This window comes from Budvicia aquatica DSM 5075 = ATCC 35567, assembly GCF_000427805.1.
Lineage (GTDB): Bacteria > Pseudomonadota > Gammaproteobacteria > Enterobacterales > Enterobacteriaceae > Budvicia > Budvicia aquatica.
Genome location: NZ_ATYS01000008.1, coordinates 56,843 through 78,224, shown reverse-complemented (window position 1 = coordinate 78,224; position 21,382 = coordinate 56,843). Strand labels below are relative to the sequence as shown.

Annotated in this window: 18 protein-coding genes; 6 read left to right on the top strand and 12 right to left on the bottom strand. The window is 43.6% G+C overall.

Annotated features, from left to right (window positions below; genetic code table 11):
- Positions 1-510: 510 nt before the first annotated feature.
- Positions 511-3,177 carry a bifunctional acetaldehyde-CoA/alcohol dehydrogenase gene (adhE, locus tag YWE_RS0104745; RefSeq protein ID WP_029093477.1) on the bottom strand — a complete coding sequence of 889 codons (2,667 nt, stop codon included), beginning with the start codon at positions 3,175-3,177 and terminating at the stop codon, positions 511-513.
- A 469-nt stretch (positions 3,178-3,646) separates the two neighbouring features.
- Here adhE and YWE_RS0104740 point away from each other — a divergent pair, with 469 nt between their 5' ends.
- On the top strand, positions 3,647-4,294 hold the full coding sequence (locus YWE_RS0104740; protein WP_029093476.1) for a YchE family NAAT transporter: 648 nt from the start codon (positions 3,647-3,649) through the stop codon (positions 4,292-4,294).
- A gap of 149 nt (positions 4,295-4,443) precedes the next feature.
- Here the strand turns inward: YWE_RS0104740 and YWE_RS0104735 are convergent, their stop codons facing one another.
- Positions 4,444-4,773: an HI1450 family dsDNA-mimic protein gene (locus tag YWE_RS0104735; protein WP_036015158.1), complete on the bottom strand. Its 330-nt coding sequence runs from the start codon at positions 4,771-4,773 to the stop codon at positions 4,444-4,446.
- 45 nt (positions 4,774-4,818) lie between these two features.
- Positions 4,819-6,279: a cardiolipin synthase gene (gene cls / locus YWE_RS0104730; protein WP_029093474.1), complete on the bottom strand. Its 1,461-nt coding sequence runs from the start codon at positions 6,277-6,279 to the stop codon at positions 4,819-4,821.
- Positions 6,280-6,479: 200 nt separating this feature from the next.
- Here cls and YWE_RS29490 point away from each other — a divergent pair, with 200 nt between their 5' ends.
- Positions 6,480-6,659 carry a YciY family protein gene (locus YWE_RS29490; RefSeq protein ID WP_071605828.1) on the top strand — a complete coding sequence of 60 codons (180 nt, stop codon included), beginning with the start codon at positions 6,480-6,482 and terminating at the stop codon, positions 6,657-6,659.
- A 65-nt stretch (positions 6,660-6,724) separates the two neighbouring features.
- Here the strand turns inward: YWE_RS29490 and YWE_RS0104725 are convergent, their stop codons facing one another.
- On the bottom strand, positions 6,725-7,021 hold the full coding sequence (locus YWE_RS0104725; RefSeq protein ID WP_029093473.1) for a YciI family protein: 297 nt from the start codon (positions 7,019-7,021) through the stop codon (positions 6,725-6,727).
- 236 nt (positions 7,022-7,257) lie between these two features.
- Here YWE_RS0104725 and YWE_RS0104720 point away from each other — a divergent pair, with 236 nt between their 5' ends.
- Entirely contained in the window at positions 7,258-8,052 is a 795-nt protein-coding gene (locus YWE_RS0104720; protein WP_036015120.1) for a TonB family protein, read from the top strand.
- 136 nt (positions 8,053-8,188) lie between these two features.
- On the opposite strand, the gene yciA is transcribed toward YWE_RS0104720, so the two are convergent.
- The 3 genes from yciA to YWE_RS0104705 form a co-directional block, all read right to left on the bottom strand.
- Positions 8,189-8,608, bottom strand: a complete 420-nt coding sequence (gene yciA, locus YWE_RS0104715) for an acyl-CoA thioester hydrolase YciA (RefSeq protein ID WP_029093471.1) — start codon at positions 8,606-8,608, stop codon at positions 8,189-8,191.
- 135 nt (positions 8,609-8,743) lie between these two features.
- Complete coding sequence (locus tag YWE_RS0104710) at positions 8,744-9,304, bottom strand: septation protein A (protein WP_029093470.1); 561 nt, start codon at positions 9,302-9,304, stop codon at positions 8,744-8,746.
- Positions 9,305-9,385: 81 nt separating this feature from the next.
- Positions 9,386-10,255 carry an NAD(P)-dependent oxidoreductase gene (locus YWE_RS0104705; RefSeq protein WP_211230991.1) on the bottom strand — a complete coding sequence of 290 codons (870 nt, stop codon included), beginning with the start codon at positions 10,253-10,255 and terminating at the stop codon, positions 9,386-9,388.
- Positions 10,256-10,479: 224 nt separating this feature from the next.
- Between YWE_RS0104705 and YWE_RS0104700 the strand changes: the two genes are divergently transcribed.
- Positions 10,480-12,189 carry a SulP family inorganic anion transporter gene (locus YWE_RS0104700; protein WP_029093468.1) on the top strand — a complete coding sequence of 570 codons (1,710 nt, stop codon included), beginning with the start codon at positions 10,480-10,482 and terminating at the stop codon, positions 12,187-12,189.
- Positions 12,190-12,304: 115 nt separating this feature from the next.
- On the opposite strand, the gene YWE_RS0104695 is transcribed toward YWE_RS0104700, so the two are convergent.
- On the bottom strand, positions 12,305-13,072 hold the full coding sequence (locus YWE_RS0104695) for a YciC family protein (RefSeq protein ID WP_029093467.1): 768 nt from the start codon (positions 13,070-13,072) through the stop codon (positions 12,305-12,307).
- Positions 13,073-13,474: 402 nt separating this feature from the next.
- On the opposite strand from YWE_RS0104695, the gene ompW reads away from it, so the two are divergent.
- Positions 13,475-14,128 carry an outer membrane protein OmpW gene (gene ompW, locus YWE_RS0104690; protein ID WP_029093466.1) on the top strand — a complete coding sequence of 218 codons (654 nt, stop codon included), beginning with the start codon at positions 13,475-13,477 and terminating at the stop codon, positions 14,126-14,128.
- 310 nt (positions 14,129-14,438) lie between these two features.
- Here ompW and ppx read toward each other — a convergent pair whose 3' ends face one another.
- The 4 genes from ppx to YWE_RS0104670 form a co-directional block, all read right to left on the bottom strand.
- Entirely contained in the window at positions 14,439-15,965 is a 1,527-nt protein-coding gene (gene ppx / locus YWE_RS0104685; protein ID WP_029093465.1) for an exopolyphosphatase, read from the bottom strand.
- A 5-nt stretch (positions 15,966-15,970) separates the two neighbouring features.
- A complete protein-coding gene (gene ppk1, locus YWE_RS0104680) occupies positions 15,971-18,067 on the bottom strand; it encodes a polyphosphate kinase 1 (protein WP_029093464.1) in 2,097 nt (698 codons plus the stop codon).
- Between the two features lie 237 nt (positions 18,068-18,304).
- A complete protein-coding gene (gene fabA, locus YWE_RS0104675) occupies positions 18,305-18,823 on the bottom strand; it encodes a bifunctional 3-hydroxydecanoyl-ACP dehydratase/trans-2-decenoyl-ACP isomerase (protein WP_029093463.1) in 519 nt (172 codons plus the stop codon).
- Positions 18,824-18,921: 98 nt separating this feature from the next.
- Complete coding sequence (locus YWE_RS0104670) at positions 18,922-20,673, bottom strand: AAA family ATPase (protein WP_029093462.1); 1,752 nt, start codon at positions 20,671-20,673, stop codon at positions 18,922-18,924.
- Between the two features lie 198 nt (positions 20,674-20,871).
- On the opposite strand from YWE_RS0104670, the gene matP reads away from it, so the two are divergent.
- Positions 20,872-21,336 (top strand): macrodomain Ter protein MatP, encoded by a 465-nt coding sequence (gene matP, locus YWE_RS0104665; protein ID WP_029093461.1) that lies wholly within the window; start codon positions 20,872-20,874, stop codon positions 21,334-21,336.
- Positions 21,337-21,382: the final 46 nt, after the last annotated feature.

Below are 21,382 nucleotides of genomic sequence, written 5' to 3'. Positions count from 1 at the left end.
TTTATCTAGCGATTATGCCGACTTAGCTTCGACTGGTGTTATGGGTAATTAAATACAGAACCGTTCGGAGCGATGAGTGGGTGAGCATCATCGAGTTGTTATCTGTATATGAAGCGTTACCAACATGGCTATTTGTTAATTTTGGATATCATGTAATAGCTTAGCCGCGACATGCATTTATCTGAAGCGTTTTAGGAATAAATGCTATGGGTCATTTCGCGTGAGTAGAAATGGTTGAATTAGAGGGGTATATAGCCACTATTTACTAATAGAAGTGATTAGGCGCGTGTCTCAGTATGCCTGATACATGGTCACCTGATACATAGTCAAGAGCATACGCCTGTATCACTCTCTACCAGCTTCTATGGCTATGTATGATAGCGTTGTTATTGTGTTGATGAGGCAGAAAAGCCGGCAAGTTATAAAACCATGAGTTTACAAATCAAAAAAACCGCCCAATAGGGCGGTTCGGTGAGTCAGATTATAAATAATATCAGTGCTAGCTACTTCTTACTTTTTTTTTGATGTTGCTTTAGCCTTGGTTTCAAGCGCTGGAGTGGCATCCTGTTCTTCGACGTAATTGCGGCCATAGTAAGTATCTAATAAGATCGTTTTAAGCTCTGAAATCAACGGATAACGTGGGTTTGCGCCAGTACACTGATCGTCAAAGGCATCTTCAGATAACTTATCGACTTTAGCTAAGAATTCAGCTTCAGGCACGCCGGCTTCACGAATAGAGGATGGAATATCCAGCTCTTTCTTAATTTCATCCAGCCAGCCTAACAATTTCTCAATTTTGGCAGCAGTACGGTCTCCCGGTGCGGACAAACCTAAGTGATCGGCAATTTCAGCATATTGACGGCGTGACTGTGGGCGATCGTATTGGCTAAATGCGGTTTGCTTGGTCGGGTTATCATTGGCGTTATATCGGATAACGTTAGAGATTAACAGTGCGTTAGCCAGGCCATGAGGAATATGGAACTCAGAACCCAACTTATGAGCCATTGAGTGACAAACCCCTAAGAAGGCGTTAGCAAACGCAATACCTGCGATGGTGGCCGCATTGTGGACTCGCTCACGGGCAACAGGATTTTTAGCCCCTTCTTTATAGCTCTGCGGTAAATATTCTTTCAATAACTTCAGCGCTTGCAACGCTTGGCCGTCAGAATATTCATTGGCTAATACTGAAACATAGGCTTCTAATGCGTGAGTAACGGCATCTAACCCACCAAAAGCACATAATGATTTCGGCATATTCATCACTAAATTAGCATCAACAATGGCCATATCTGGTGTTAACGCATAGTCGGCTAATGGGTATTTCATCCCGGTAGCATCATCCGTCACCACGGCGAAAGGAGTCACTTCTGAACCGGTTCCTGATGTTGTGGTTACCGCGATCATCTTGGCTTTTACGCCCATTTTAGGGAACTTATAAATACGTTTACGGATATCCATAAAGCGTAATGCCAGTTCTTCAAAATGAGTTTCAGGATGTTCATACATGACCCACATGATCTTCGCCGCATCCATTGGGGAGCCGCCACCTAATGCGATAATGACATCCGGTTTAAAGGAGTTCATTTGCTCCGCACCTTTGCGAACAATACTTAAGGTCGGATCCGCTTCAACTTCAAAGAATACTTCTGTTTCAATACCGTGCTGTTTCAATACTTTTGTGATTTGATCTGCATAGCCGTTATTAAACAGGTAACGGTCAGTAACGATAAATGCACGTTTAGCACCATCGGTGGCTACTTCTTCTAAAGCAATTGGTAGAGAACCACGACGGAAATAAATTGATTTAGGGAGTTTATGCCACAACATATTTTCAGCTCGCTTAGCTACTGTTTTTTTATTGATCAGATGCTTAGGACCGACGTTTTCAGAAATGGAATTACCGCCCCAAGAGCCACAGCCTAATGTTAGTGATGGCGCCAGCTTAAAGTTATACAGGTCACCGATACCACCATGAGAGGTTGGGGTATTGATAAGAATACGGGCCGTTTTCATTTTGTCGCCAAAGTAAGCGATACGTTCGCTTTGGTTATCTTGATCGATATACAGTGCAGATGTATGTCCTATTCCGCCCATAGCAACAAGTTTGACGGCTTTATTGACGGCATCATCGAAATTTTTAGCCCGATACATAGCCAGCATCGGAGATAATTTTTCGTGGGCAAAAGGTTCTGACTCATCGACAACGGTAACTTCACCAATCAGAACTTTGGTACTTGCGGGCACGGTTATTCCAGCCATTTCTGCAATTTTCACTGCCGGTTGGCCAACGATATCGGCATTAATATTGCCGTTTTTAAGAATAATCTCCTGTACTGCCTGAAGCTCTTTGCCTGCTAATAAATAGCCACCGTGGGAGGCAAATCGTTCACGTACCGCATCATAAATTTTATCAACGACAATGACAGACTGTTCTGATGCGCAGATAACGCCGTTATCGAAAGTTTTAGACATTAAAATCGAAGCAACGGCGCGCTTAATATCTGCAGACTCGTCAATAACAACCGGTGAGTTACCCGCACCTACGCCGATAGCAGGTTTTCCTGAACTATAGGCAGCTTTAACCATTCCCGGACCGCCGGTGGCGAGAATTAAGTTAATATCAGGATGGTGCATTAACTGATTTGAGAGATCTACACTTGGAACATCAATCCAACCGATAATATCTTTTGGTGCACCGGCCTCAATAGCGGCTTGCAGCACGATATTTGCCGCTTCATTGGTTGCATTTTTAGCACGCGGATGCGGCGAGAAAATTATACCGTTACGCGTTTTCAGGCTAATAAGCGCTTTGAATATTGCGGTAGAGGTTGGGTTGGTGGTGGGAACAATACCACAGATAATTCCGGTAGGTTCTGCAATGGTAATGGTGCCGAAGGTTTCATCTTCTTCAAGAATACCGCAGGTTTTCTCATCTTTATATTTGTTATAAATATATTCAGAGGCAAAGTGGTTTTTAATCACTTTGTCTTCCACAATACCCATACCGGATTCGGCTACTGCCATTTTAGCTAGTGGTATGCGGGCATTTGCGGCAGCGAGCGCAGCGGCTCTGAAAATCTTGTCGACCTGTTCCTGTGTAAAATTAGCATACTCAAGCTGAGCTTTCTTTACTCTGGCAACCAGCGCATTCAGTTCAGTGATATTACTTACTGTCATGGGACTCTCCTAAGATTGATAAACTTTTTTAGTGAGTAAGTCGCGATACAAGTATTAAGTATAGGAAAAGCTGGCCAGCTCAATACGATTTACTTACTGAAAAAGTTTAAGTTAACATATTGTTATTAGAAGATATTTTTATACGTTGTTACAGTGTGTTCAGATGAAAGTCTTCTTGTTTCAACTGCATTGATTACAGCTTACCTATTAAGTATTTATTGTATCGTGATCTAAATCACAATAATCACAAGCTGACACCATTCAGCACGCCTAATTTCGCCCATGATGCAGACAACCATAGTCATTGAGCTATTTATTCAAAATAGTTTGTTTATATTGGCTTTATATCTTATCTTTTTTGTATAGCTAAGCCATGTTCTCGGATATTTACGGTGGATTACCATAGATAATTCTATTACATTAGCGCCAGTCAAATTGACCCTCTGCTTTATATAATTGGGAGTCCATGATGGGCCATACCATGCTGGATTTATCAGGATACATTAAGTTTCTTGTTGGTATGTTCGCGCTAGTTAATCCGGTTGGAATTCTGCCGGTATTTATTAGTATGACGAATTACCAATCTCCGGCTGCCAGAGATAAAACCAACTTAACGGCTAACTTATCAGTCGCCATTATTCTTTGGTGTTCGTTATTTTTAGGTGATGCAATACTGCGTATTTTTGGGATCTCGATCGACTCTTTCCGCATTGCCGGTGGAATTCTGATTGTGACTATTGCTATGTCTATGATTAGCGGAAAGCTAGGTGAAGATAAGCAAAATAAGCAGGAGAAAACAGAAACGACGGTTCGGGATAATGTCGGAGTCGTCCCATTAGCGTTGCCTTTAATGGCCGGGCCGGGTGCTATTAGCTCAACGATTGTTTGGAGTACTCGTTATAACACTTGGTTGGATTATCTCGGTTTCTTTGTCGCAATAGCTTTGTTTTCGTTTTGTTGTTGGCTTCTTTTTCGAGCCGCTCCGCTATTAGTTCGTTTACTCGGGCAGACCGGAATTAACGTCATCACGCGTATTATGGGTCTACTGCTGATGTCTCTGGGAATTGAATTTATTGTGACGGGTGTAAAAGCGACGTTTCCTGGCTTATTGACCTGATATTATGAGGCATGCCAGACATAGTGGCTCAGGAGGCCGAGTTTATTCACTCAAATTATTTATTTGATAATGCAATAATATAGAAAAACCGCAGCCATAAGCTGCGGTTTTTCTATGCTAATCAGACAACAATGGGAGAGTGATGCGAATTACTCTTTCCACAGGATATGGCAGAATTTATTATTCTTTTCTCTACAGATAAGTACTCGAGCAAAAATATCATCGATCTCATCTTGTTGATTGGTTAGCCCAATAATGACTTCGGCAAAGAAGTCGGGATTTAAATCAAAATCAACATGCTCAAGCCATTCATCGGAAGGGTCTAGCAGCTCTGCAGCACCGCGTTCTTCAAATTGAAGATTGAATAAGATGATGTCAGCAGGATCTAAATTATCTACGGCCAATTCTAAAAAAATGTCATAAGCCTGATCGAGAGCTTCATCTTCATCTAATCGGTTATTTATATCAAAGTCAGTCATGTCCATCAGGAGTTCCGTCTGTAAGGTAGTATTGGATCTTAACCGTCATAGTAACGGACTGAAAAAATAAAATAAACGTTCGATTACGCGTTGCCACATTGGTCGCTTAGCCCATTCAGCCGGGTCTAGTATTGTCGAACGGGCGATATAATCATCTTGAACGCAGCCAAGATCTTGACCAAACGCTTCATCATCGACCACAACGGTAACCTCAAAATTCAGCCATAGGCTACGAATATCTAAGTTTACGGTACCGACTAGGCTAAGCTGTCCATCAACCAAAACGCTTTTGGTATGTAGCAACCCCCCTTCAAACTGATGAATTTTGACTCCGGCCTCAAGCAGCTCTGAGAAGAATGAGCGACTGGCCCAGCCAACCATAATAGAGTCATTCTTCTTCGGAACAATAATATTGACGTCAACGCCGCGCAGTGCCGCAGTACAAATAGCGTGCAGTAGGTCATCGCTGGGCACGAAATAGGGGGTAGTCATTATCAGTTGCTTACGAGCAGAGTAGACCGAAGTGAGCAGCGCCTGATGAATTATTTCTTCAGGGAATCCGGGGCCAGAGGCAATAACCTGTACCGTATGACCCGCTTCATCTTCAAAAGGTAACATCGTATAGTTTGGCGGTTCAGGAAGAAGGCGCTTACCGGTTTCAACTTCCCAGTCGCAGGCATAAATAATACCAAGAATCGTCGCAACAGGGCCTTGTATCCGGGCCATTAAGTCTATCCATTGCCCAACGCCGGACCCCTGTTTAAAGAAGCGCGGATCGACCATGTTCATACTGCCGGTATAGGCAATATCGTTATCGATAAGCACAATTTTACGGTGCTGACGTAAGTCCATGCGACGTAAAAATACGCGCAGAACGTTAACCTTCAGGGCTTCAACAACTTCGATACCCGCTTTTCGCATTAATCCGGGGTAGGGCGTACGGAAAAAATGCATGCTGCCTGCGGAATCCAGCATTATCCGACATCTTACGCCTCGTCTGGCCGCTGCCATCAATGCTTCAGATACGTTATCAACTTGCCCACCGGCCTGCCAAATATAGAACACCATTTCTATGCTGTTTTCGGCCAGTTCAATATCACGAATCAGTGATTTTATGGTGTCATCGAAACTGGTCATTAACTGGAGCTGGTTTCCACGAACGGCAGGAACGCCATGTCGATGCTCGCACAGTTGGAATAGCGGTTCAGATACCGGGCTAATTTGAGTCGCGAAAATTTTGGTGCAGCTTCTAAGTTCGCCGAGCCAGCTGACAGTGGAAGGCCACATTTCTTGTGCCCGTTCAGCACGGCGTTTACCAAGATGAAGTTCACCGAATAAAAGATAAGCGATGATTCCGACCAGCGGAAGAATATAAATAACCAACAGCCAAGCCATGGCTGATGGAACGGTACGCCGCTTCATTAGTATTCTTAAGGTGACACCGGCAATTAACAACCAGTAGCCAAATACTAATAGCCAGCTCATAACGGCATAGAATGTGGTCATTGTGAATTTATTGTCCCGTTTCCTTTGAATAACAAAAAAATAGCTCTCTGAGTGTACGCAGAGTTGCAGCAAGGTAAAACACTTCTTTAAACTAATTGTAGATTCTTGTTACTTAATTTTTAGTCTAAATACCCTATTAATTAAAGTATATGCGTTACAATGTGCCACCTTTTATTGGTTAAACGTATTTTTTGATTATTATGCAAAGAACTCGGACAGAAGTCGGCCGCTGGCGGATGTTACGTCAATCTCAACGTCGTCGTAACCGTTGGTTAGAAGGCCAATCTCGCAGAAATAACCGTATTCACCGTATCAGAGCCGACAGGCAGCTAGGGCGCCAGCAACGGTCGCTGCTTTACGCGATTAATTATGAATGGTGACGGGGAAGATTAAAGTGGGAGTGCTTGAGGTTCCTGACTCAATATCAGCCGGGAACCCCATATGCTTAGAATACGCGCTTAAACGGCTTTACAGTGACGTTTTGATATACACCCGCCTCAATGTATGGATCTTTATCTGCCCAGCTCTTAGCTTCAGCCAGGCTAGGGAATTCAGCAATAATCACTGAACCTGAAAAGCCATCAGAATTCGGTTCTTCACTGTCTGTAATAGGATTTGGGCCTGCGACTACCAGCCGATCCCGATCTTTCAATTGTTGTAACCGGGCTAAATGAGCCGGGCGAGCTGCGAGGCGTTGTTCTAATGAATTTGCCACATCTTCTGCATAAATTAGGTATAACACAGCACTATCCTCATTATCATGGTGAGTAAACTCACTGATTAAGTTATGTGATTTAATCTTATACATCAATGCCAATTTCAAGTGGTATCATCAGTTTTAGCAAATCAGAACCTATATAACCGGTTTAAAATCAGACTTCCGTCTGTTATCTGGTATTATGTTAAAAATGATATTGAATATCATTACCATTTTCATTTAGAATTCTTCCTACGTTGAAACATTGGAATGGCTATTTTTTGAAAAAGTTCTTTTTAGCGCGTCGTTTTTCTTGGCCGATCACATTTTCAGTCTGTCTTCATGCGTCACTTATTGGCGGGCTTGTTTTTGCCTCAATTAAAGATCAGGTTGAAATACCGATCGCAGAAGAAGCGGCCCCAATGAATGTTGTGATGGTCAATCCAGCAATGTTTGCTGCTCCGCAGGCTAATGCAGAGCAAGAAACTCAGGCTACTGAAGCTAAAAGTGAACCAGAAGAACCCGATGTTTCCGAACCAGAACCTATTCCTGAATCCGAACCTGTCGTTATTCCTGAGCCTATTCCGGAACCTAAGCCAGCGGAAAAACCGATAGAGAAACCTAAGCCAGAGAAAAAGCCGGAACCCAAACCGGTTCAAAAACCTAAAAAGCAGCCAAAGAAAGAGCCTAAAAAAGAACCGGTTGAAAAAGCTGATATTGATAAACCTGCGACATCTCCGCTGACCAGCAGTAATATTAGTCCGGTAACCAGTGGCCCACAATCATCGGCACAGGGTGCCGCGCCTTCTACGGGTTCTAAGATCCTGAAGCAGGTTGAGCCTGCATATCCAAAGCAAGCGTTTGATCGCCGAATTGAAGGCGAAATTAAGGTGATGTTTGATATTAATGAAGACGGACGAATCGAGAACGTAAGAATTATTTCAGCAACCCCGCCAAGAATGTTTGAGCGAGATGTGAAGCTTGCACTGAAAAAATGGCGTTATACCCCCGTGGTGGTTAAAGATAAAACGCTGACCATTATTTTTAAAATTGACGGCGGGGCGAAAATCCAGTAGCTCCAGTCGTTAATTTTCCTGAACTTGAATATAAAACGGGCCGCTGAATGCGGCCCGTTTTATCATTGGTCGTGTATGAGGATAAGGGCTATCTCAGTGCCGTTAGGCGGTTATTTTTATCGCGAGATATCGCTGATTACTCAGCAGTATAATTTCTTTTACCATCGGGTAGCGCGCGCGATTTACCTTCGTCGCTTACCGCAACATAGGTAAATATGGCCTCTGTAACGCAATAGCGTTGTCCGATAGGCTCTGAAGAGACTTTCTTAACCCAGACTTCCATATTTACCGTAATCGAGCTACGACCGGTACGGATACAGTGGGCATAACAACAGACAACGTCTCCCACGGTGACGGGCTTAAGAAAAGTAATAGCATCAACAGCTACGGTCACTACGCGGCCACGGGCCATTTCTTTAGCCAGTATAGCGCCGCCGATATCCATTTGTGACATGATCCAGCCACCAAATATATCACCGTTGGCGTTAGTGTCAGCTGGCATGGCTAATGTACGCAGTACTAGCTCCCCATGGGGAGTACGTTCTTGTTTGCTCATAGTGCTATTCTGATTAGGTCTATTAAAGTTTAAAGATAATGGCGCTAATGATGGGCCACAACTCAACCGCTCTGCTATATCAGTTTACGTTACTTTTGATATATCGGCGTTGGCAAAATATAAAGGCTGTATTTTTTAATCTTGTTTATCGCTCGCCGGATTTTTTTGTTCTTCCGGAATATGGCGATAAATATAAACGCCACTTATCAACGTGAAGATTAAGGTCAGGCCGGTTAAACCGAATACCTTGAAGTTAACCCAGATATCCTGTGATAACCAAAAGGCGACATAGATATTAAGGAGTCCACAGGCAAGAAAGAACAGCGACCATGCAATATTCAGCTTAGTCCAGACGTGTTCAGGTAACGTAATTTCCTTGCCGAGCATCGTTTTAATTAAGGTCTTTTTCAGAACAAACTGGCTGAATAAAAGGCCTAGAGAGAAAAGGGCATAGATAACCGTGACCTTCCACTTAATAAACTCATCTGAGTGGAAAACGATGGTTAACGTACCGAAAATAACGACCATGACAAACGTCACTATCATCATTTTTTCAACTTTACGGAATTTTATTAAACTATAGATAACAGCAAGTGCGGTTGCAGCAATAAGTGCACCGGAAGCCATATAGATGTCATAAAGTTTATAAACGGCAAAAAAAACAATCAGGGGCAGAAAATCAAGAAACTGCTTCATAAATCTTTCCATTGGTCAGTTGGCTGCTGACTATACCGAATTTGGCGGCAGGATTATACCCGCCGCCAGTGTTACTGATAATTATTTATCATCAAGAATACAGATTAACGCTGAGGTATCGCAGCGGCCAAGTCCACGCTGTTGCAATTCGGCATAAGCTTCATCAATTTGTTTAGCAAAAGGTAACTTAGCGCCGTTGCGTTCAGCTTCCTCAAAACAGAACCCTAAATCTTTGCGGATCCAGTCAATGGCAAAGCCAAAGTCAAATTTACCTTCAGCCATAGTTGCGGCCCGGTTCTCTAACTGCCATGAACTGCCTGACCCCATTTTAACGACGTCACGCACGATATTAACGTCTAAACCGGCCTTTTGAGCAAAGCGTACTGCTTCAGAAACGCCGGCTAAAACGTTTGCAATACAGAGTTGATTTGCCATTTTACATAGTTGGCCACAGCCGCTGGCACCAACTAAGGTTACCGCTTTGCCATAAACGCTAAGCACAGGTTCTGCGCGTTTAAATACTTCTTCATCTCCACCACACATAACGGTCAGGACCGCATTCTCTGCACCAGCCTGGCCTCCGGATACTGGAGCGTCAAGGAAATCAAACCCTTGCTTTTTAGCTGCGAGATAGAGTTCTTTAGCCAAATCAGCTGAGGCAGTTGTATGGTCAATCAGCAGGGCTCCAGGCTCGGCTCCGGCAAAAATACCGTCGTCGCCGTAATATACTGAGCGAACGTCATTATCATTACCGACACAGGTCATTACCATGTCGGCACCGATAGCAGCTTCACGCGGAGTTAATGCCAGTTTTCCACCGAATTCTTTGACCCACTGTTCTGCCTTGGCGGTGGTTCGGTTGTAAACTGTTACGTCATGTCCTGCTTTTTGCAGGTGGCGAGCCATGGGGTATCCCATAACGCCAAGTCCGACAAAACTAATCTTAGCCATTAGCACTCCCGTTATTATTAGTGATATTCAGAAAGCCTATCGTATTCTTTTTAAGCATGGGGGAAAAGTGCTAAAACGAGGCGGTGAGGTAACTTTATGGCTGAAAAGCGAAATATAGCAATAATCGGCCTTGTCAGCGCCTATCTAGCCAAGCATTATGTTCTATCATTAAAATCACAGACCCTATGTATTCGCTGACATTGTCGTTGCCGACAGAGGATAAAATGTTCGGAAGAGTCCTTTTAAACTGGATGCCGGGATTAAAAAGTTTATTAGCATACGATAGACGTTGGCTGAAACCGGATATCAAAGCCGGGTTATCGGTAGCCGCCGTAGCGCTACCGGTTGCTATTGCTTATGCCGAACTGGCCGGCGTTGGCGCCATTGTTGGTTTATATTCCTGTATTTTACCCATGATAGCTTATGCGCTATTTGGCTCTTCTCGTCAGTTGATTGTCGGACCTGATGCAACGACCTGTGCGGTTATTGCGGCGGTAGTGACACCATTGGCGGCCGGCGATCTTGAGCTTCACTGGCAGTTGACCATTATGATGACCTTGATGATGGGAGGGTGGTGTCTTCTGGCCAGTAAATTTCGACTAGGCGCTCTGGCAGATTTGCTTTCCCATCCTATTCTTTCCGGTTTATTAAATGGGGTTGCCGTCACTATTATGGTCGGGCAACTGGGTAAGGTTTTGGGAATTCAGCTGAACGAAAATCAGCTGATTGAAAAAATAATTGCTTTGCCCGGCCAAATTCTAAATAGCCATTTACTGACTTTAGCGATGTCAGCATTAACCTTGGTTATTCTGATCGTTATTAAGCGATTCCGTAGTCAATGGCCAGCGCCTTTGATCGCTATTATCATCACCACTGCTCTGGCATGGGGATGTTCCGTTCAGCAATACGGAATTTTAACCATTGGCGGGGTAGGATTTGAGTCCGGTCTGCCCGTCGTTCATTGGGGCGACTTTCAGCCGGGATTGATGCGTGACCTGGTTATTCCGGCTCTTAACTTAGCGCTTATTAGCTTTGTGAGCCTGATGCTTACCGCCCGGAGTTTTGCGGCTAAAAATGGTTACGAAATTAATGCTGACGTTGAATTCAGAGCGTTAGGCATGGCGAATATCATGTCTGGCTTATCACAAGGGTTTGCCATTAGCGGGGCCGACTCCCGTACTGCGGTTAATGACTCTAATGGTGGTAAAAGCCAGCTGGTTTCTATTATTGCCGCTTTAGTGATAGCTCTAGTGGTTCTTTTTTTCACTCAGCCGCTTAAATATATCCCAGTATCGGCTTTAGGCGTTGTACTGATATATGCGGCATGGTCTCTAATGGATTTGCGTGGCATTTGGGGACTGAGAAAACGCAATAAATCAGCGTTTCGTTTAGCCTGCTTTACTTTTGTCTGCGTATTATTAATTGGCGTTATTCAAGGTATCGGGCTGGCTGTTCTTCTTGGATTACTGCAATTTTTGCGTACGGTGTTCAGACCTACTGAGCAATTATTAGGTGTCAATGAGGATGGTATGATCCATTCTCTGGGAAATAGCCATAACGTTAAGGCTGTGCCGGGGGTGATGATGTATCGGTTTAACTCTCCGCTGACCTATTTCAACGTTGCTTATTTTAAGCGACGGATTCTCAACTTGGTTGATAGTACACCTTTTCAGCCGCGCTGGGTGGTGATAGATGCTGTGGCAAGTTTTACCTACGCAGACATCAGCGTGTTAGCCGCGATTGATGAGCTAAAGCGTGATTTGAAGGTGCGCAAAGTGAAGTTAGTACTGGCGGGGAGAAGGACAGAATTAACCCGTTGGTTTAAAGACAATCGGCCAGCAATGAAAGAAGAAGACATTCTATTAGTTCCCGATCTCTATCTGGCTCTTAAACTTATTCAAAGTAAAGAAAGCGCTTTAAACACTGAAGAGTAAGGGTAATTATTTAGTTACAACAGTTAGTTACAACAGTTAGTTACAACAGTTAGTTACAACGGTTAGTTACAAAAGCGAAACGGCGGGGTTTAAAACTCGCCGTTTTGCTTTTTACTTATTGCTTAACCAACATATAGAATCTGAACAGGTAGACTAAAAAATATGCTGTGATTAAATTCCCTGCACCGACCAATAATATTGATACCACGATTGAGGAGCGCATTGCCATTTCAATGGTGAGTGCATAAAGAAGAAATTCCACTGATATCGCAAACAAAAAGGCCGGCAGGATAATTTTGATATTAGCCAAGGCTATTTTCCAGCTCATGATAATGGAATCAATGATCCCTTTCTGAGAACTTATCAGAATAGCCGGCGACAGGACCAGAGCGTAGGTCAAAAAGATGCCCGGTAAAAAATAGAACGATAGCCCGATTAAAATAACAAAGGTTGAAATAATAAACAGAATAAGCAGTTTCGGTAATATATGGACAGAAGCCCCAAGCGCTCGAATGGCACTTGTTGCTTGCTGATTTGAAACCTGTTGAACCAAGGTTATTACGCCAGCAGTGAGTAGCAGATTGCTGATCAAGAAGCTTCCTGCTGTCGCGGTAACTAGCGGTATTGTCGCCTCAGCAATAGCAATCTGTTGTTCTTTTGGCATTGCTGCGACAATCGCTCTGAGCTCGCTTCGACTCATGGGGGTTACACCGCCAACGGCATTACTGACCAATGCCTGTAGTTCTGATAAATCGGGTGCCAGCGCATGTAATAGTGCGACCATGATAAAAGAGGTCAGCAAGGCCAGCATAATAAAGCTGGATAGCTGATTACGTATAAAATTAACGCTGTCACGGGATAGTGAATTGGCCGTGATGGACATAACATCTCCTGAAGAAAACAAGATTCAAATGGTTTGGATCGGCAGTGATTGTAACCTGTTCATAATTAGTCTTGTATTTTATTGTTTATCCTTTTAAGCAAATTGGCTATCGCCACTGCTGATTTTATCTTTAATTACTTATTAAATAATAACGATTAGGAATTAATTGAGTTAATTTAGGCCTGCCGTTATCAGATGAAAAATTCAACAATCAGGTTGTTTATGCGTTGCATTTTTAGCGCAATTGATCTTGATCAAATATGTGTAAATATTGGTGGAGTTAAAATTTGATAAGTTCACTGTTTTATTAAAATTAGCTCAAAACTGTGATCTCGATTGAATCAATTTTACTCCTAACGGGGTATATTTCTCCGCATATTAACCCTAAAAGGAATATGGATTATGAAAAAACTCCCTCTGGTATGCCTAATTGCTGCAACGTTAGCGCCGTCAATCACTTTTGCTCATCAGGCCGGTGACTTTCTGTTTCGTGCTGGGTCGGTAACGGTCAGACCAAATGAAGGATCTGACAGAGTATTGGAAGGTACAGGGTCATTTAATGTCAGTAACAATACTCAGCTTGGTTTAACTTTCGGCTATATGATTACTGATAATATCGGTATTGAATTATTAGGCGCAACGCCGTTTAAGCATGACGTAGGCGTTGGCGGAGTCGGTAATATTGCAACCGTTAAACAGTTGCCTCCATCACTGATGGCCCAATATTATTTCGGCAATGCAGAAAGCCAGTGGCGTCCATATTTAGGTGCCGGTATTAACTACACCACATTCTTCAGCGAAGATTTTAACAGCACTGGTAAAGGTGCTGGCTTAAGCAATTTAAGCGTTGATGATTCATGGGGTGTGGCATTGCAGGCCGGTGTTGACTACAACATCGATAAAAACTGGATGGTGAATACTTCAGTTTGGTGGATGAATATTGATACTGATGTGAAATTTACCTCAACGGATGCTGCCGGTAACCGTACAAATCACAGTGTTAGTACACGCCTTGACCCGTTCGCATTTATGTTCGGCGTTGGTTATAAATTCTAAGTACCACTGAGCCATAAGTTCGATAATGAATAGCTAAAAGCCCCGATCTGAAATCGGGGCTTTTTACTGACTAAAAGAAATATTGGCTTTAAACGTAATGCCGATCAGTTAAGGGCAGTCAATAAACGTAAGCCAATGATTCGCCTAGTTATTACGGAACCATTACCCTCGTCACCCCGTTGAAAAACGGGGTCCAGCCCTTAGGCTAAATGCCAGCGGGTTAGCTAAAACCTAGATCTCGGCTTTCGCCGGGATGACGATTGAGTGGAGTCACATCATATAGAAATGCTTAACTGACAAGCATTAGGCTTTAAGCGTCACTTTTTATACTTAGCTTCCAACCGGTAACTTCATCCCAATATTCCTGTTCCCGTTCAAGGTCTGCCAGAACTAAGGCGTTTATATTCAGATAATCTGGCGGAAAGAATAATGACAGATGATTGTCATCGCTAACCAGTCGGAAATAATCCGGAGCGGTAGTCGACTGCCGTTGATTGTTTAACAATATGGCCAAGCGTAATAATTGAATCAGCGGGATAACCTGACGTTTTTTTACTAAATTGAATCTAGGTAATTCATCGAGTTTGATGCTCTTACGATGAAAACGCACCAGCGTAGCTAATAAGAGCTGATGTTCCTGATTGAACCCCGGTAGGTTAGTATTTTGCAGGATATAGGCTGAATGGCGTTGCATATTGCTATGGTTAATACTTAAACCCACTTCGTGCAGCATAGCCGCCCAGCCGAGTAACGCTTCCAGCTGTGGATGGGCTAAATTCTGGTTATCAGTAACCCATTGAGAATAGAGAGTATGGGTTGTTTCTAATACTCTTGCGGCCTGTTCCCGATCTATATTGTAGTGTTCTGCCAAGCTGATCGCCGTTCTGCTTCGAATATCTTGATGCCTGAAGCGGCTTTCCATTTCATAAAGGACTCCTTCCCGAAGTGCACCATTAGAGAGCCTGAGCTCTTTAATTGATAAAGCATTAAATACGCCGCATAGGATAGCTAAACCGGGAACAAACACGCTTTGACGGTCAGGAGATAGGCCCGGCAAATTGATAGATTTAAACGAGCGGAATTTCAATACTCGTTCAACAACCAGAGCTAAGCGCTCAGGGGTAATAACGCCGTCTTTTTCACCCATTTCAACAATGACATTATTAACGGCCTTAATGGTACCTGATGCACCTAAAGCAAATTTCCACCCTTCAACTCTGTACTGCCAGGATAAATTTTCTAATTTTTGTTCTGCGGCGAGCTGTGCACGCTGAAAATGTTGTTTACTAATTTCTTCACCAGGAAAAAACTGTTTAGAAAAGCTAACGCATCCCATACGCCGGCTTTCGGCTAAGGTGGGGCTGAAATCCTCACCGATTACCATCTCGGTTGAGCCACCGCCAATATCTATAACCAGCTTTCGACCTTTTTCAGGTTGGGTATGTGCGACACCCATATAAATCAGGCGTGCTTCTTCCTGACCGGAAATAATTTCGATGGGATAGGGCAGAATATGTTTTGCCCTTGATAGGAATTCTTCACTATTTACCGCCAGTCGTAAGGTATGAGTTCCGACAATCCTTACGCTGTCCGGCGAGAAACCTTGCAGGCGCTCAGCAAACAAACTCAGGCAAGCCAAGCCGCGTTCCATGGCTTCTTCACTCAAATAGTTGTCTTTATCAAGACCTTCGGCTAAATGGACTCGCTGTTTTAATCGCCCTAAAATTTGTAGTGCGCCGTTTACGACGCGGGCAATAACCATATGGAAACTGTTAGAACCTAAATCAATAGCCGCAATTTCTTGCGGCTTAGCTACTGAGGACTCGTTTAAAGGCATAGTTATTATTGCTCAGATGAACCTGATTGTTCCGGAATAACGGCGGGTTGTTCCAGCGTCTTTAAATATTCATAGATAGCGATTTGCGATCGGACCTTCCTGCGATTACCTCGCATAACATATTGATTACTTAATTCTTTATCAATGATTCGCGCTTTGACTGTATCACAAAGTTGTAAATCAATAATGTCGAGTACTCGCTGTTTTAGAACCGGGTCCAATATTGCAACACCCACTTCGATACGATAGTCGATATTGCGCGTCATCCAGTCGGCAGATGAAATAAAGACCTGACTGTCACCCTGATTATCAAAGATATAAACACGGGCGTGTTCTAAATACCGATCTACGATACTAATGACCTGAATGTTTTCACTCACACCGGGGATATTGGGCACCAAAGAACACATCCCTCTGACAATCAGACGAATTCTGACTCCGGCACCGGATGCCGCATAAAGTCGATCGATAAGTTCTTTATCTACCAGATTATTAATTTTCAGCGTAATACCGCCGCCTAATCCAGCCTGCGCATAGGATATCTCTCTGTCGATGAGTTTATTCAACATCAGGCGAGAATTCTGCGGAGAAACCAGTAAATGCTCAAAACTCACCGGTCTGTAAGGGTTCTCAATAAAGTTGAACACCCGCCGGACTTCGTTAGTAATTCGAGAGTCTGCGGTCAGAAGCGAGAAGTCCGTATACAGGCGGGCAGTTTTTTCGTTGAAATTTCCGGTACCGATATGGGCATAACGCACGATCTGACCGTCTTCAAGACGGGATATTAAAAATAATTTTGCATGAATTTTTAACCCCGGCGCAGAGAAGATAACGTGAACCCCGGCTTCAGTCAGGCGTTTAGCCCAATGAATATTGGCTTCTTCGTCAAACCTGGCCTGCAGTTCAACCACCACCGTTACTTTCTTGCCGTTATGGGCCGCATTGATCATCGACTCAACGATTCGGGAATCTTTAGCTACCCGATAAATATTGATCTTAATCGCCAGCACGCTGGGGTCAAATGAAGCCTGACGGACTAATTCCAGTACGTGTTCAAAGGTATGGTAAGGATAATAGAGCAGAACGTCCCGTTCTCTGATGGCATCAAAGCCATTACGGAAATTATCAAACCAGATATGCCTTAAACGAGGCAGGGGCTTATTAACCAGATTAGCTTTACCTACGTTTGGAAAGCTAATGAAGTCTTTAAAATTATGATAGCGCCCGCCGGGAATGACCGAGTCATAGGATGAAATCCCCAGCTTCTGGCGTAAAATTTCCACCATATCATTAGGCATATCACGCTGATAGACAAACCGAACTGGTTCTGCCGTCAGGCGTTGCTTCAGGCTGGAAGACATTAATTCTAGCCAACTGGACTCCATTTCATTGACTAAGTCATATTCCGCATCTCGGGTCATTTTCATCGAGTAAGCGTTCAATGATTGATAGTCGAAAAAGCCTTTAAAAATATCATCCAAACAGAATCTAAGAATGTTGTCCAATAGGATCATTGGCTTACGTCTTCTTGGCGGTTCTGGAGGAAGTGTAATAAAGCGGGAGACTTTATCTGATGGAATTTCTAATAAAGCATACTGTGTGTTTTCTGCATTAATGACGATTTCCACTACCAGATAGGTGTAGTCATCTTTGAGAAACTCTAACAGGCTGATGTCATTATTTAATAGGATCGGGGTAATGTGCTGTCTGAGCTGATTTTTGAAATAGTGGCGTAGCCATAGTTGCTGATTTTCAGATAGCTGACGTTCATTAATCAGGAATACCTGATTACGGGCCATTTCAAGCAAGAGCTCGTTATATAAATTGTCGAATTCAAGATCGGTTTTAAGGACTTTAGACTGAATTTTTTTCAGAACGTGTTTTGAGCTGGATGCATAGCCTTGCTCTTGTTTGATCAGTATCCGCCTTTTGACATCGGCAAAGCGTACTTTATAGAATTCATCTAAATTGCTGGAGTAGATGCCTAGAAAACGGATGCGCTCGATAAGAGGATTACTTTTGTCTGCAGCTTCTTGTAATACCCGCTCATTGAACGATAACCAACTCAGTTCTTTCTCAATATAGAGCTTTTCCTGATTCATCATAACTCCATGGTAACCACGTGATAACACCATTATGGCGATTTGTTGGGGGTCAAGTCTACTGATACCTAACAGGATTTATCCTATGGCTATCAGTTTAGCTAATTCAGAGAATATTATTGGTTTGTTATGACGGGGGGGATTTAAAAAGAGAAGCTCGATTGTAGATTAAATGATTAAAGGCGTTCTTATTACCAGAAGGAACCAGAACGCCTTTACTATAAAACAAAGAGGGGCTTAGAAGGCGCTGGTGTCTTTAAACAGGCCAACCTTCAAATCGGTGGCGGTATAAATAACGCGACCGTCAACCAACACTTCGCCATCTGCCAGACCCATGATCAGGCGGCGATTAACAATGCGCTTTAAGTGCAGGCGATAGGTTACTTTCTTCGCGGTTGGCAGGACTTGCCCGGTCAGCTTAACTTCACCAACGCCGAGTGCACGACCTTTACCTTCACCGCCCAGCCAGCCTAAATAGAAGCCCACCAGTTGCCACATAGCATCTAGACCTAAACATCCCGGCATTACAGGGTCGCCAATAAAATGGCAGCCAAAAAACCATAGGTCAGGATTGATATCTAACTCAGCTTCAACATAACCTTTGTCATATTGACCACCGGTTTCAGTCATTTTGACAATGCGATCCATCATCAGCATATTCGGTGCTGGTAGCGGAGGTCCGCCTGCGCCAAACAGTTCACCACGGCCTGAAGCAAGTAGATCTTCTTTCGTATAGGATTCGCGTTTCTCAACCATAATTGAACTAACCTTATTTTTAATATGTAAGAGGGTAGTATACCCTTTAGGTATTCTGCCTTTAGATTAGCTTACACTTGTAAGCTGAACAAGTCCGATCAGCCACGATTAAACCAATTAATCCAACGCAACGGCCATGGTAAACGGCTACGATCGCCACCACCGGTCTGCAGGATACGTTCCTGAATAGCACTGAGTACGCTTGGCTTATTTTCATCAACGTATGGCAAACCAATCAGTAATGGCAACACGTCATGGACATGTTCAACGGCCCATAGGTGAAACTGGCCTGCTTTCACCGCCTCAACAACTTCATCTTTTAAACAAAGGTGACGGATATTGGTTAGCGGAAAAATAATGCCTTGAGTTCCGGTTAATTCGCGGTCATTACAGACATCGAAAAATCCCTCAATTTTTTCATTGATGCCGCCAATCGTCTGTACATTACCAAACTGATCGACAGAACCGGTCACCGCTATTTGCTGATTTATCGGCTGCAGTGAAAGTGAGCTGATTAACGCGCATAAACCGGCCAATGAAGCGCTGTCACCGTCAACTTCGCCATATGACTGTTCGAAAACGATCGAGCTAGAGAATGGAAACTGTTGGTCAGAGGCCAGTTCAGAGGCAATAAAGGCCTGCATGATCATGATGCCTTTAGCGTGCAGATTGCCACCTAATTCAGCTTTACGTTCGACATCCATGATCTCGCCGTCGCCAATGTGAACCACACAGCTGATGCGTGATGGCTCACCAAACGCTCTTGGATGACCAGGATACTCTAGTACCGATAGCCCGTTAATTTGACCGATAACATAACCTTCAGTCTCAATTCTTAACTGACCAAGCGCGATATCATCCTGAACCATTTCGGCCAGATAGCTTTCTCGCCAGACTTTCTCTTGCTCAGCCTGTGCCACTGAGTCGGCGGTAATCTTAGATTCGGCATATTGAGTGGCATCAATTAACAGACCGCTTAGCAACTGAGGGCAGAGCGGTAACTTATCCTGATCGCCACTTTTCCTTACGGCTATTTTGAGCAAGGCAGGATATGCGCTGCTGTCCAGCTCTGGCAGTCGTGCATCATAGGCGATAGCATTGAGATAGCTACACCATGTCGCCATATCTTCGCTTTCTGTAATCGCCAGATCGGCTTCAAATTCGGTATAAATAGCCCGTTCAATCAGCTCTGGTTCAAGTTCTTGTAGATCGCCCAGACCATAGCGGTCGCCAACGAGGATAACCTTCAAATCTAATGGCATCGAAGGAACTGACAACGGCAACGGGCGGCTTTCATCATTGGTGAACCACTGATAGCAATGGCTGGTCACGATTTGTTTTAAGCGGAACCATAAATGGGGTTGAGCCAGTAAAGTTCGCACAGATAAAATCAGTACGCCGCCGTTTGCTTTATGAACCAGTCCGGGCTCTAGGTTATAACCATCGCCATGCTTGCGTAAACAACCTAATAGCTGTTCAGCCTCAATCCACTCTTCATATAAGCAATTGCTGGTAGCCGCAAAGTTGTCACTGCTGCTCTTCGCATCGCTGAGGCTTACTGTGCCATTATCGATGTCATAGTGGCTACCAATAATATCTGTACGCGGAGGCAACAAGCGGGTTACAGATTGATGAATTAAAGACAGGTATGCCCGGCTATCCACAGCTTTAATCAGCATAAATGGTGAGGCCATTGGGTGCTGATTACAGAATGTGGCTAAAGACTTTTGTAGACGCGGCTGTGTTATTTCAATGTCCAGCGGTTCGCGACGATATTCTCGTTCGAAAATGTCCGCATAGTCAGAGGTATTCGGCAACAGCTGTTGCCATTCAAGTCGGTTGATAGTCAAAGTATTCGCTGTTTTATTCAAAAAGGAAAACGCGATTATACAAGAATCGCGCGGAGTTCATACCACCAGTAATGCAGTTAGGTGTTTGTCTGATAAATATTATAGCCAATGGCGCTAAAACATATGCTATTAGGATGTTCAGATGGCGATAAAAGCTGCTATGCTAGAAATGTTACGCGGTCACTCAGCGGGTGTTTTATGAAATATCAACAGTTAGATAATTTAGAAAGCGGCTGGAAATGGAAATATCTGGTTAAAAAGCATAGAGAAGGTGAAGCAATCACACGCTACATCGAATACAGCGCAGCTCAAGAGATTATTGATGAACTACTCCGGTTGGAAAATGAGCCTCATAAGGTTCAGGAATGGATTAATGCACACATTAATCCAGATTTAGACAATCGGTTAAAGCAAACTATCAGGGCTCGACGTAAGCGTCATTTTAACGCTGAGCAGCAGCATACCCGCAAGAAATCAATCGATCTTGAATTTCTTGTGTGGCAGAGACTTTCCGGTTTATCGCAGCGCAGGGGCGTTACCCTGTCGGAAACTATTGTTCAACTGATTGAAGATGCAGAAAGAAAAGAGCAGTACGCCAATCAGATGTCATTATTGAAACAGGATTTAAAAGCAATTCTGACTTCCGATAACAACGATAAATAGTTTGTTGGAATACTAGAATATGTCTTTTGCCTGATAAAATTTACAG